At 66.6% G+C, this 12,288-nt stretch carries 12 protein-coding genes and 2 riboswitches; of the genes, 6 read left to right on the top strand and 6 right to left on the bottom strand.

All coding sequences use genetic code 11. The annotated features are described in order from the left end of the window. Positions 1–2 precede the first annotated feature (2 nt). The 5 genes from QF050_RS20060 to QF050_RS20040 form a co-directional block, all read right to left on the bottom strand. On the bottom strand, positions 3–713 hold the full coding sequence (locus QF050_RS20060; RefSeq protein WP_018762141.1) for a response regulator transcription factor: 711 nt from the start codon (positions 711–713) through the stop codon (positions 3–5). Between the two features lie 73 nt (positions 714–786). Continuing rightward, the gene (locus QF050_RS20055; protein WP_308932016.1) at positions 787–1,287 is read right to left on the bottom strand and encodes a DUF427 domain-containing protein; all 501 of its coding nucleotides are present in this window, start codon (positions 1,285–1,287) and stop codon (positions 787–789) included. 71 nt (positions 1,288–1,358) lie between these two features. Beyond that, the gene (locus tag QF050_RS20050; RefSeq protein ID WP_308932015.1) at positions 1,359–3,005 is read right to left on the bottom strand and encodes a DNA repair helicase XPB; all 1,647 of its coding nucleotides are present in this window, start codon (positions 3,003–3,005) and stop codon (positions 1,359–1,361) included. Positions 3,006–3,018: 13 nt separating this feature from the next. Next, on the bottom strand, positions 3,019–5,496 hold the full coding sequence (locus tag QF050_RS20045) for a helicase-associated domain-containing protein (RefSeq protein ID WP_308932014.1): 2,478 nt from the start codon (positions 5,494–5,496) through the stop codon (positions 3,019–3,021). A 10-nt stretch (positions 5,497–5,506) separates the two neighbouring features. After that, positions 5,507–5,740, bottom strand: coding sequence for a hypothetical protein (locus tag QF050_RS20040; protein WP_308932013.1), 234 nt, complete (start codon positions 5,738–5,740; stop codon positions 5,507–5,509). Between the two features lie 223 nt (positions 5,741–5,963). Between QF050_RS20040 and QF050_RS20035 the strand changes: the two genes are divergently transcribed. Together QF050_RS20035 and QF050_RS20030 are read left to right on the top strand one after the other, a co-directional pair. Further along, on the top strand, positions 5,964–6,347 hold the full coding sequence (locus QF050_RS20035) for a cold shock domain-containing protein (RefSeq protein ID WP_308932012.1): 384 nt from the start codon (positions 5,964–5,966) through the stop codon (positions 6,345–6,347). Positions 6,348–6,353: 6 nt separating this feature from the next. Beyond that, positions 6,354–6,857: a DUF3027 domain-containing protein gene (locus QF050_RS20030; protein WP_308932011.1), complete on the top strand. Its 504-nt coding sequence runs from the start codon at positions 6,354–6,356 to the stop codon at positions 6,855–6,857. A 73-nt stretch (positions 6,858–6,930) separates the two neighbouring features. On the opposite strand, the gene serC is transcribed toward QF050_RS20030, so the two are convergent. Further along, the gene (serC, locus tag QF050_RS20025) at positions 6,931–8,061 is read right to left on the bottom strand and encodes a phosphoserine transaminase (protein WP_308932010.1); all 1,131 of its coding nucleotides are present in this window, start codon (positions 8,059–8,061) and stop codon (positions 6,931–6,933) included. 271 nt (positions 8,062–8,332) lie between these two features. Here serC and QF050_RS20020 point away from each other — a divergent pair, with 271 nt between their 5' ends. The 4 genes from QF050_RS20020 to QF050_RS20005 all read left to right on the top strand — a co-directional run bounded on the left by QF050_RS20020 (position 8,333) and on the right by QF050_RS20005 (position 12,205). Beyond that, positions 8,333–9,034 (top strand): metal-dependent transcriptional regulator, encoded by a 702-nt coding sequence (locus QF050_RS20020; protein WP_308932009.1) that lies wholly within the window; start codon positions 8,333–8,335, stop codon positions 9,032–9,034. Between the two features lie 109 nt (positions 9,035–9,143). Beyond that, positions 9,144–9,386, top strand: a riboswitch (cyclic di-AMP (ydaO/yuaA leader). A gap of 10 nt (positions 9,387–9,396) precedes the next feature. Next, positions 9,397–10,218, top strand: coding sequence for a peptidoglycan DD-metalloendopeptidase family protein (locus tag QF050_RS20015; RefSeq protein WP_308932225.1), 822 nt, complete (start codon positions 9,397–9,399; stop codon positions 10,216–10,218). Between the two features lie 112 nt (positions 10,219–10,330). Beyond that, a riboswitch (cyclic di-AMP (ydaO/yuaA leader) is annotated at positions 10,331–10,528 on the top strand. 70 nt (positions 10,529–10,598) lie between these two features. After that, positions 10,599–11,276 (top strand): NlpC/P60 family protein, encoded by a 678-nt coding sequence (locus tag QF050_RS20010; protein ID WP_308932008.1) that lies wholly within the window; start codon positions 10,599–10,601, stop codon positions 11,274–11,276. A gap of 161 nt (positions 11,277–11,437) precedes the next feature. Then, entirely contained in the window at positions 11,438–12,205 is a 768-nt protein-coding gene (locus QF050_RS20005; protein ID WP_308932007.1) for an NlpC/P60 family protein, read from the top strand. The last annotated feature ends 83 nt before the right edge of the window (positions 12,206–12,288 follow it).

The following is a 12,288-nucleotide window of genomic DNA, read 5'->3' as shown; positions in this document are numbered from 1 at the left end:
GGTCAGCGCTTTTCAGCCGTCCGCAGCACGTAGCCCACGCCGCGCTTGGTCTGGATCAGGGCCGGGGCTTCGGGATCGATGTCCACCTTCCGCCGGAGGTAGGAAATGTAGGACTCCACGATGGACGCATCGCCGTTGAAGTTGTACTCCCACACGTGGTCCAGGATCTGGGACTTGGACAGCACCCGGTTGGGATTGAGCATGAGGTAGCGCAGCAGCTTGAACTCGGTGGGGGACAGTTCAATGACGGTGCCGCCGCGCCGCACCTCGTGGGCGTCGTCGTCGAGCTCGAGGTCGTCAACACGGATGATGGCGTCGTCATCCAGCAGGGGCTGGGTCCGGCGCAGCACCGCGCGGATCCGGGCCACTACCTCGTCCAGGCTGAACGGCTTGGTGACGTAGTCGTCGCCGCCGACGGTCAGGCCGGTGACTTTGTCTTCCGTGTCGTCCTTCGCTGTCAGGAAAAGGACCGGGAAGTGCTTTCCGGCAGCGCGCAGCCGGCGGGTAACGGTGAACCCGTCCATATCCGGGAGCATGACATCCAATACGGCGAGGTCAGGCGCCTGGGTGTCCGCCGCAGCCAGGGCATCGCGCCCGTTGGCGGCGGAGACAACTTCAAAGCCTGCGAACCGGAGTGACGTGGAGAGAAGCTCACGGATGTTGGGTTCATCATCGACGACGAGCAGCCTGGCTTCGGGACCGTTCTTGTTCATGCTCCCATCATGCTCCCAGTGTCTGGGAGTTGTCTGGATATTCGTTGTGAGCATGGTGGTGGTGAGCTTGCGTTCACCAGCCCATAGTTCCCGGTTCGCCTTTGAAAGGCCCGACTATCCGCTTGGTAATCCAGCCGCCGTAGAAGCGGCCGGGCTGGGGAAGCACGCGTTCGCCGTCCACTTCGCAGTAATCCATCCTGCCGGCGTAGACAGCCACCCAGCCGGCCAGCGCCTCGAATCCGGAGGACGGCTCCGGGTAGGACCACGCGGCCCCGTCGGCTTCCTGCCCACCGCCGCGGACGGTCAGGTATTCAGCCGAGCCTTTGAATTCACAAAAACTGCTGCCGGCGGCGGGCTCCAGCGACCCCGGCACAAACGCCGTCCGCGGCAGGTAGTAGACCGGCGGGTGGCTGGTCTCCAGGACGCGAAGCGAATCCGTGGTGTCAACGATCAGCTCACCGCCGAGGACGATCCGTATCCGTTCGGTACTGGGTTCGAGTCGTGGCGGGCGGGGGTAGTCCCAGACCGATTCCTGGCCAGGGCCAGGGGTGACGGGAATGATGCGCGTGCTCATGCATCCAGTGTGCCCCCGATCCGTGGCCTGCGGCACCGGCTGCCAACCGTGCGGCGGCGAGACCATCAGGGCTAACCGGCAGCCTCCACGTCCTTGGCGTCCATGATCCGGTAGGCATACCCCTGCTCGGCCAGGAACCGCTGGCGCTTGGCCGCGAACTCCTGGTCCAGGGTGTCCCGGGCCACCAGCGAGTAGAACCGGGCCGCCCGGCCGTCCTTTTTGGGCCGCAGCAGGCGCCCCAGCCGCTGCGCCTCCTCCTGCCGGGACCCGAAGGAACCTGAGACCTGGATGGCCACCGATGCTTCGGGCAGGTCGATGGAGAAGTTGGCCACCTTGGACACCACCAGGGTTTGCAGCTCACCGGCGCGGAACGCGTCAAAGAGCTTCTGGCGCACCTTGACGGAGGTGTCGCCCTTGATCACCGGTGCCTGCAGGCGCTCGCCGAGTTCGTCCAGCTGGTCGATGTACTGGCCGATCACCAGCAGCTGCTCACCGGCGTGGCGTGCCACCAGCTGCTCCACCACCTGCGTCTTGGACTCGGAGGTGGCGCACAGCCGGTACTTGTCGGCGTCATCGGCCATGGCATACGCAACCCGTTCGTCCTGCGGCAGGTCAACGCGCACCTCGACGCAGTCCGCCGGAGCGATGTAGCCCTGCGCCTCGATGTCCTTCCACGGGGCGTCATAGCGTTTGGGTCCGATCAGGCTGAAGACCTCGCCCTCGCGCCCGTCTTCACGGACCAGGGTGGCCGTCAGCCCAAGGCGGCGGCGCGCCTGGAGGTCGGCAGTCATCCTGAAGATCGGTGCCGGCAGGAGGTGGACCTCGTCGTAGATGATCAGACCCCAGTCGTGGCCGTCCACCAGTTCCAGGTGCGGGTAGATGCCGCCGCGCTTGGTGGTGAGCACCTGGTAGGTGGCAATGGTTACGGGACGGACTTCCTTCACGGCGCCCGAGTATTCGCCCACCTCTTCTTCCGTGAGGGAGGTGCGCCTGATGAGTTCGTCCTTCCATTGCCTGGCGGCAACGGTGTTGGTGACCAGGATGAGCGTGGTGGTGGAGCCCGTGGCCATGGCCGCGGCCCCCACCAGCGTCTTGCCGGCGCCGCAGGGCAGTACCACCACCCCGCTGCCGCCTGCCCAGAAGTTTTCGCTGGCCAGGCGTTGGTAGGGGCGCAGCTGCCAGCCGTCCTCGTTGAGCGATATCAGGTGCGGGGTGCCGTCCACGTAGCCGGCCAGGTCCTCCGCCGGCCAGCCGATCTTCAGCAGGAGCTGCTTGAGCTGGCCACGCTGGGATGCGTGCACCACCACGGTTTCGCCGTCGATCCGCGGACCCAGCAGCGGGGCGATCTTCTTTGCCCTGATGACTTCCTCAAGCACGGGGTAGTCGTCCGTCCGCATCACCAGCCCGTGGCGCGGGTCCTTTTCCAGCCGCAGCCGGCCGTACCGGGACATGGTTTCCTCGACGTCGATCAGCAGGGAATGCGGAACCGGAAAACGCGAGTATTTCAGCAGCGCGTCGAGTACCTTTTCCGCGTCCAGCCCGGCGGCGCGTGCGTTCCACAGGCCCAGCGGGGTCAGCCGGTAGCTGTGCATGTGCTCCGGAGCCCGTTCCAGCTCGGCGAAGGGCGCGATGGCATGGCGCGCTTCGGTGGCCAGCTCGTGGTCCACTTCGAGGAGGATGGTTTTGTCGCTTTGGACGATCAGGGGTCCGTCGGTCACGCGGGGGAATCCTTTACTGCCGCAGTTCCTCGGCGGCTTCGATATCGATGATGCGGTGGACGGACAGGACCCGTTCGGTTTCCTTGGCGGGATCGAACACGCGGACCCGGCCCCCGCTGACAGATAGCGGAACAACCACTTCCATGCTGGCATTCCCCAGGCTGTCCACCACGTTCATATGGATCCGCTGCTTCAGCCGGATGGCCCGCTGCAGCGCTTCCAGTCCCAGCTGTGTTGCGGCTTCGCTGCCCGCCGCCGGCCCCGGGGAGTGTCCGACGGCGTCACGCGCCTGCCGCAGGAGGTGCAGCTGGGCATCCACTTCCTCAGCCGCGGGCGCCAGCCGTGGGGCGGTGTAGACGGGGCGGAGGCCCTCCTGCGGGGAGGCAGCGCGACGAAGGTGGGCGGCCGGTTCGGTGCCGTCCACCGATGGAGAGAGGCCCAGGCTGCGGAGAGCGGCGGCAACGTCGCGCTGCGGGGCCGACGACGCCACAACGGTAGGGGCAAGCCTGACCAACCCAAGCTGGGCCGCCTTAGGCCCGGCCAGGAGTTCGGCGAGCATCGCCTCATCGTCGCTTTGGATGAAGCTCGCGGCCTGCCCCACCCGCAGCCTGCCGTGCCGGGAGGCTGTGTCCTCCACCAGGTATTCCAGCGGTTGCGGCACTGCAGTTGCCGAGTGCTCACGCAGGAAGCGCAGCAGGGCGGGGGCGTCGTAGCCGTCGTCTAGCGCCCGCTTGATTGACTCTGCGGAGAACCGGTAGATGGTGGCCGGCCCCTGTCCTTCGGCATCGGCCATGACCAGCAGCTTTTCCGTGAGCGCGGGGGCCAGGTAGCCCGGCGCGACGGCGGTAAGGTCCGCCTGCAGCAGCACGTGGTTCAAGGCTGCCGGCAAGTGCTCGCCCAGGATGGCAAGGGCGGCGTCGGGGTTGTCTTCGGCGAACGCGCTTCCCAGCTGGCTCAGCGCGCCCGAGCCCACCAAGCCCAGCAGCTCGGCCTCGGCCAGGACGCCGCGGATCAGGGAACTGAACCGCCTGGCCATCCGCGGCTGCGACCACTCCGCCCGCTGGAGGACCGCGGCGGCATCGAGCACCGGGGCAGCGCCGTCCGGAGCGGATGCTTCGCAGGTGAGTTCATGCAGGATTTCCAGGATGCGTTTACGGACCACGGGGGCATCGGGCCGCTGCGCCCCGGCGGACAGCGCTGCGATGGTGATGCCGGACGCGGACCGGGTGGCCGGCGTGCCGGGCGATGTACTGACTGGCTGGCCCACCATTGACGGGACGCGCTCGCTGGCAAGCCAGGCGTTGACCAGCCACAGCCATTGTTCCTGCCTCGGCAGGATGAGCCACTCGAGCTGGGGCGGCTGCACCCAGGACGACGAGTCGACATCGAGGCGGATCAGGCCGGCCAGGCCGCACAGTTCGAGCAGCAGTCCCACTGCGCCCTGGTCGATCCGTAGCTGTTCGGAAAGGCGGCGCATTTCGCGCACCCCCACCCCGCCGCTGCGCAGGGTGGCCAGCGGCTGTTCCCGGACGGCGTGCAGCAGTTCGGAGACAAGCCTGAGGGTTTCCGAGATAGCGCTCAGCGCGGCGTTCCGTCGCAACGCCGCGGTGGTCCGGCCGAGCTCCGGGACCGGCGGTGCAAGCGTGAAGTCATCGATGATGGCGCCGCCGCGAAGCGCCAGCCCCACGCCGTGCGGCAACTCGACGTGCGCGGCGTCGAGCGGGACAAGCAGCCCGCGGGCAAGGAGCCAGTCCACCGGGCCGACGTCGGCCGGTTCCGTCAGGACCGATGCCTTCCGTTGCGCCTGGGGGACGGCACCCATGGCCCAGTTCCGGAACCTGGCGAGCAGCGCCGTCGTCCGTTCCGGGGCCGCGGCGAGAATGTCCTGCAGCGCGTCCGGGGATGATGTCCAGTGTTGGAGCGCCAGCGCCGCTTCCATGGGGGTGGTGGCATCGTGGATGGCGAAGCCGCTGCGGTGCAGTTCGGCGACCAGCGGCACTGCCCGTTGGGCGAAAGCCGGTTGGAGTCGGACCAGTTCCGTGTAGCTGCGGCCCAGGCCGGCCGGGTAGATTCCCACCACGTCCTTGAGTGCGCCCGCCGGGAGGTAGAAGGATTGCCCGGAAGCTGCGGGCGGGGTGCCATGCGGCGCTGCGGCCGGGTGCACCAGGGCGAGTTCCTGCAGGGTGCCAAGGATCTGCTGGACGGTGGCCAGGGACGAACCCGGGATCAGTTTTTGCAGGACCTCCGCGGACGCGCTGTGGCCGGTGTCCGTGTTGGTGCACAGGTGCAGGGTTTCAAGCACCTGCATCTGGGGCCGGTTGAGCCGTTCAAGGGCGCGCTGGACGCTGACGCGCGAGCTGGCCCGGGCCGCAAGTGCCGCGAAGTCCGGAACGGAGGGGGAGATCAGGTCCGGCCGCGCGGCGAAAAGTGCCCGCAACGAGTCGTCGCTGCGTGCCTCCAGTTCCTTGCCGAGCGCACGAATGAGGGACATCAGTTCAACGTTACCGCGGCTCCCGCCTTCCCGCCCGCCGCCGGGCGGCGACACCATCCAGGACCAGCAGGAGCATCAGGATGAAGGCCACCGGGAGGCCATACAGCGCGGAGTACGTGACCCAGGTGGGAGCGACGGACCCCGAGAAGGCAAGGGCCATGACCGTTCCCACAGCTACCAAGGAAAGCAGGGCGATAACAGCTGCGAGCACCATCAGGGGCCGCCGGAAACGCAAGGGTGTCATGGACGCAACGCTACAGCGGCCTCCGGCGTGCCGCTAAAGCGCGGGGCTTGCGCCCGGGGCGGAACAGTACCGCCGGAAGCATGATTAGGGCATGCGGCAGGATAACCTTGAAGCATACAGACCAACACGGTTTGCTGGTGCCATACCTTGAACCCGCACAAGAATGCGGACGCGGTGGCATCTGGCCGTGTCTCATGACAGCAGAACGAAGAAGGTTGATTACGTGCCTACCGGCAAGGTCAAGTGGTATGACAAGGACAAGGGCTTTGGGTTCCTCGCGGGCGAGGACGGCCAGGAGGTCTTCCTGCCCAAGTCGTCGTTGCCCGAGGGTGTAACGGAGCTCAAAGCCGGCACCCGCGTGGAGTTTGGCGTGGCGGACGGACGTAAGGGCGCGCAGGCCCTGGGCCTGCGGGTGCTGGATAAGACCCCGTCCATTGCCAAGGCAAAGCGTCCCAGCGCCAAGGACCTCGCGCCGTTGGTGCAGGACCTGGTGAGCGTCCTGGACAACCTGTCCGGGACGCTGTCCAAAGGCAAGTACCCGGACGGCAACAAGGGCAAGGCAATTGCGGCCGCCCTGCGCAAGGTTGCCGACGAGCTGGACGTTTAGGCGCCGATGAACCCCCAAGCTGAACAACCGGGCGTGGCCCCGCAGGAGCAGGCTGCCAAGGCTGCGCCAAAGCGCAAGGCCGGGGTGCCGGTGTGGCGGACGGGCAAGCCTGACGCGTTCCTGGCTGCCGCCGTTGATACCGCCCGGGCCGCAGTTGAGGGCATCACCACGGCCGCCACCATCGGGCCGCACCTGGGTGCCAAGAGCGAGGGCGACCGGCTGGTCACGCACTTGTTCGAGTCCAGGCTGCCTGGCTACGGTGGCTGGCAATGGTACGCGGTGCTGACCCGCAATTCCCGCTCCAAGGTGGTTACCGTCGATGAGTTGGGCCTGCTGCCGTCCGAGGAATCGATCCTCGCCCCGGAGTGGGTGCCGTGGGCCGAACGCGTTCGCCCCGAGGATGAGCAGCAGCAGGAGCCTGAACAAGGGCGGCAGGATGAGCCGTCCGCAGTGGAGCAGGGGCCAGCGGATGAAGAGCCTGCCGACGACGACGCGGAGCCTGAGGACTAGGCAAGGACTTCCAGCCAACAAGCAAAAGGCGCCGTCCGGTTAACCCCGGGCGGCGCCTTTTAGTGTGTCTGGACTACTTGCGGAGCTCGCCCACCACGTAGTCGATGCTGGACAGCAGCGCCGAGACGTCGCTGGGCTCGATGGCCACGAAGGTGGCGATGCGCAGCTGGTTGCGGCCCAGCTTCCGGTAGGGCTCGGTGTCCACGATGCCGTTGGCACGCAGGACCTTCGCCACCGTGGCCGCGTCAACCGACTCGTCAAAGTCGATGGTGGCGATGACGTTGGAGCGCTCCTCGGGGTTGGCGACGAACGGGGTGGCGAACTCCGAGGCGTCAGCCCAGCTGTAGATGCGGCCGGCGGAGTCGGCAGTGCGGGCGCACGCGAAGTCCAGGCCGCCGTTGGCGTTCAGCCACTGGACCTGTGCGTCCAGGGTCACCAGCGTGGACAGGGACGGGGTGTTGTACGTCTGGTTCAGCCGCGAGTTGTCGATGGCCGTCTGGAGATCCAGGAAATCGGGGATCCAGCGGCCGCTTGCCTTGATGCCAGCGGCGCGCTCGAGGGCGGCGGGGGAGAACAGGCCAAGCCAGAGGCCGCCGTCGGAGGCGAAATTCTTCTGCGGGGCAAAGTAGTAGACGTCGCTCTCGGCAACGTCCACGTCCAGGCCGCCGGCAGCGGAGGTGGCGTCCACCAGGACCAGGGCGTCCTGGTCCGCGCCCGGCACCCGCTTGACCGGGGCGGCGACGCCCGTGGAGGTCTCATTCTGCGGCCACGCATAGACGTCCACGCCGGCTTCAGCCTGCGCTGCGGGGTGGGTGCCCGGCTCGGACTTGATGATCGAGGACGCTTCCAGGAACGGTGCCTTGTTGGTGGCGGAGGCAAACTTCGAGCCGAACTCGCCGAAGGACAGGTGCTGGGCTTTCTTCGCCACGAGGCCGAAGCTGGCGACGTCCCAGAAAGCGGTGGAGCCGCCGACGCCGAGGACTACCTCGTAGCCCTCGGGAGCACGGAAGAACTGGCTGAGCCCTTCGCGGACGGAGCCCACCAGGTTCTTGACGGGGGCTTGCCGGTGGGACGTGCCGAGAATGGTCTTGGACGCAGCGGACAGGGCATCTATCTGTTCCGGCCGGACCTTTGAGGGCCCGGCCCCGAACCGCCCGTCCTGGGGCAGGAGGTTGGCGGGAATCGTGATGCTGGTGTCGCTCACAGGTGCTCCATTCGGCGGGGACGAAAGCTGTGGTCCGGGTGGTGGGTGGCCGGGAGCCGGCCATGGCTGCAGTGCAAACCTCCCCCAATTCTGCCTGAAGCGCACGGGGTGGCGGGAGCGGGCTGCGCCAATGTCCAGCCAATGAGACGCCGCACGCGCCCGCGCCTATTCGGACTAAATCAAAATAGGCTAAACTTTCCCCGGACTACGTCGCGGGAAGAGGCGATACGGTGGGACAACGCAAGGTACTGCGCTCGAGGAGCTGAGCTGGATGACGGATCTGATCGACACTACGGAGATGTACCTCAGGACCATCCTGGAGCTTGAGGAAGAAAACATCGTTGCCCTCCGGGCCCGTATCGCCGAACGCCTGCGCCACTCGGGGCCCACCGTTTCCCAGACCATCGGCCGGATGGAGCGCGATGGCCTGGTTGTCGTCTCCGGTGACAGGCACCTGGAACTGACGGACATTGGCCGCAAGCGTGCCACCGAGGTCATGCGGAAGCACCGGCTGGCCGAACGCCTGTTGGCCGATGTTATTGGGCTGGACTGGGCCTACGTTCACGATGAAGCCTGCCGCTGGGAACACGTGATGAGCGAACGGGTGGAGCGGCGGATCTACGAGATGCTGGGCCATCCCACTGAGTCGCCCTACGGCAACCCCATCCCCGGCCTGGCCGCCTTGGGCGGGCAGCCTGGGCCCGGCTTCGGTGACGGCGCCATCAGCCTGGTGGAAGCAATGAAAGCCTACGGGCCTGCCTCGGGAGTGACCATCAGCCGCCTGGCGGAACCGATCCAGGTTGAACCGGAACTGCTGACCCAGCTCGACGAAGGCGGCATCCGGCCCGGCGCGGCAGTGTCACTCGAACGCGTGGGTGACTACATTTCGGTGCGGGTGGCAGGAATCGAGGGAGCGTTGGAGCTTCCGCCCGAGGTGGCCGCGCACGTCTTTGTCGCCGTGAACCAGGCCTGACACCCCGCTTCCTTTACCCCACGCAGGGGTTTCCACACAAAGATAACGGAATTGTTACCCAGGGTCTTAAGCCCCTATAGTGGAAGCCAGCGTTGATACTTAAGCGTTACCTGATCCGGAGCCGAGCTCTGCCAGCGGACCAGGTGTACGAGTCGTTACTGGCAGAGGCGGGGGAACCACAACCGGCAGCGGGGGACTGCCTTGGGGTGAAGTCCGTCAGCAGCAAGCCTCTCCAGTGAAGGATTCCTCCGGGGATACTCCTGCGCAGAAGTTTGCCCATGGCGGGCCGGGTCTTTGATCTCTCTGACCCGAATCCGACAGCTAACTCCGCAGGCGATTCCAGAGAGGAACCCTTCTTGACCATGCAGACCTCCCGGGGCCGCCGTCGCGCCGCCGGCCCCCCTGAGGCACCCCGGGTTGTCGAAGTCGCCGCTGCGGAGCGCCCCCGTGACCCCCAGCGGGATGCGCGCCGCCGCAGGGGTCCATTCCGGCAAATCACCGACTTTGCTGCGGCCAGCGGCATCGGCCAGAAGGCTGGCATCGCCCTCGCCGCCACCGGCCTGGTGCTGACCGTGACCATGCCGGCCACAAGTCCCGTCATGGCGACGGACGCAGCCGGCACAGTACCCCAGGCTGCCTCCTCCGTCAGCCCCCAGCCCCAGATTTCCGCCGATGTGGGCGCCCAGATCGACTTCAGCCGCTCGGCCGTCGTGACGCAGGCAGACCCGGACGGAAAGCTGAAGCAGTTGCTGAGCGCCCAGTCGGCCGGATCGGTAAGCCGGGCCGCCTCCGCCGGAACCCTGGCCGCCCCGCTGGCATCCCTGGTTACCGCTTCGCCCTTTGGCTACCGGGTCAGCCCCATTACCGGGGGCACCGGAGACTTCCACCGCGGACAGGACTTCGTGGCACAGTGCGGGACGCCCGTCCTGGCAGCCGCGACAGGAACCGTGACCTTCGCCGGCTGGCACCAGTTCGGCGGGGGAAACCGGGTGGTCATCGACCACGGCAACGGCCTGGAGACCACGTACAACCACCTCTCGTCCTTCAACGTCAAAGTGGGCCAGACGGTCTCCCGCGGCGAAGTCGTGGCACTGAGCGGGACCACCGGCGCTTCCACCGGCTGCCACCTGCACTTCGAGGTGCAGGTCAATGGCGAAGTGGTCGATCCCATGGGCTGGTTGTAACCGAATGATTGCGCACTCTCAGCTCACAGTGACGAGCCGTGACCTGAATGTGACATTGAAGCAAAACTGCTGTACCGTCTAACTCGCGTCAACTTTTCCGAAGTTGACGCTCTTGAGTGGATTGCCTAACTCTGCCACCGCTCAAGGTCCGTTCGCATTTCATCGTCTGGCAGGGGCGGGGGAACCAATTTTGGCCTTCTGCATTGTGGAAGGCCTTGGGGTTAAGTCATGAGCTTCCCAGGAAGCAAAGTGGCCGGGTGACTCCCATCCGAATCCGACAGCTCACCTCGCAGGCATTGGGAGAGGCTACCTTCGTGTCTTCACGCCATAATTCCGCGCGCCACCGTGCGCAAACGGTTCGGGCCAACCCTTTGGACGCTGTGTCCAAGGCCGTGAGCGCCAATGCCGGGACCGTCGGCCGCCAGGCTGCCGTCGTGGCAGCGGCTTCGGGCCTCATCCTGAGCATGGGCCTGCCGGCCACCGCAGCGGACACCACCGCTGGTGTCTCCGCCTCCACGGAGTCCGGCTCGGCGCAGACCGCCCTTGCTGTCACGGCAGCCCCCACCGCCACCGTTTCCTTCGAGCGCCCCGTGGTCAAGACCACCGCTGCTCCTAAGGTGGAAACGGTGCGTACCCAGTCCACTGCGTCAGCGGACCGAACCGCCAATGCTGCCGGCCAAGAGGCGTCCACGGCCGGGCAGGCAGTGGAGACCGTTTCTTCCGCGGCCACCTCGGGCATCGCCGCGATCGCCTACACCGGCATCGGCCACCCCTACGTCTGGGGCGGCACCACCCCCAACGGCTGGGACTGCTCCGGGTTCGTCCAGTGGGTTTACGCCCAGGCCGGGATCAGCATCCCCCGCACGAATGCGTGGAGCATCATGACACCCACGTCCACCCCCCAGGCGGGTGACCTTGTTGTCCAGAACGGCGGCGCGCACGTCGGCATCTACGTCGGCAACGGCATGATGATCAGCGCGCTCAACCCGTCGCAGGGAACCATGCTCCACTCGCCTGCAGCAACCGGTACTTCCACGTACTACCACCTGAACAAGTAGTTCTTGGGCTCCCGGCTCCAAGGGCTATTTCTTTGCCCAAAGCTTTCTCGCTAGAAACCACATCCCCGTTCGGGATGCGCCGGCGTACCCCCAAGATGCCGGCGCATCCAACCCCCTCGGACAGGCCACCGCGGTCCAGAGGAAAACGAAAGAGAGAACTGATGACGACTCGTGCTACCGCACGGCACCGCGCCGAGGTCACCAAAACCAACTCGATCGCAATTATTGCCAAGGCTGTCAGCGACAACGCCGGCGGCATGGGCCGCCAGGCCGCAGTGATCGCTGCAGCTTCCGGCCTCGTCCTGACCAGCGGCATTGCCGCGAACGCTGCCGACACCAACGTCAAGCGCGACTCAGCTCCGGCATCCGCCATGGAAGTTGAATCCGCCGTCGACGCTCCGATTTCGGCGGCTTCCACCATTGCCATCAGCTTCGAGAAACCCGCCGTTACCACCACCCCGGCTCCGGCTCCTGAGCCCGAGGTTGCGGTGCAGGAAGCCGCACCGGCCCCTGTTGCCCAGACCGTCGCCGCTCCGAAGGTCACGGCCAAGGTTGCAACTGCGGCTGCCACGGCTGCTCCCGCCGGCCAGGTTTCCGCCAGTGGAAAGGGTGCTGCCATCCTCTCCGCTGCCTACGCGCAGCTCGGCGTGCACCAGGACTGCACCATGCTGGTGACCAACGCACTGGCTGCAGTCGGTATCCACTTCCACGACTGGCCCGCCGGCTACCTGTCCTTGGGCGACACCGTGCCTGCTTCCCAGGCCCAGCCCGGGGACCTGATCTACTACGCCGACGGCGGCGGAGGAATGGCGCACATCGCTGTCTACGCCGGAAACGGCATGGCGGTCCATGGCGGCTTCAACGGCAATGACACCGTTGTGTTCAGCGCCAACGTTGGCTCCGGACCGGTTTTCATCCGCGTCAGGTAAGCACCGCAGCGCGCCGCCCACCCGCGGCGCCGGAGCGTTTCCCGGGAAAGACCCCTGCCACTGCGGCGGGGGTCTTTCCCGTT

The organism is Arthrobacter sp. SLBN-112 (assembly GCF_030944625.1).
GTDB lineage: Bacteria > Actinomycetota > Actinomycetes > Actinomycetales > Micrococcaceae > Arthrobacter.
The sequence above is the reverse complement of the archived record's forward strand: the minus strand, read 5'-3'. Positions and strand labels throughout refer to the sequence as shown.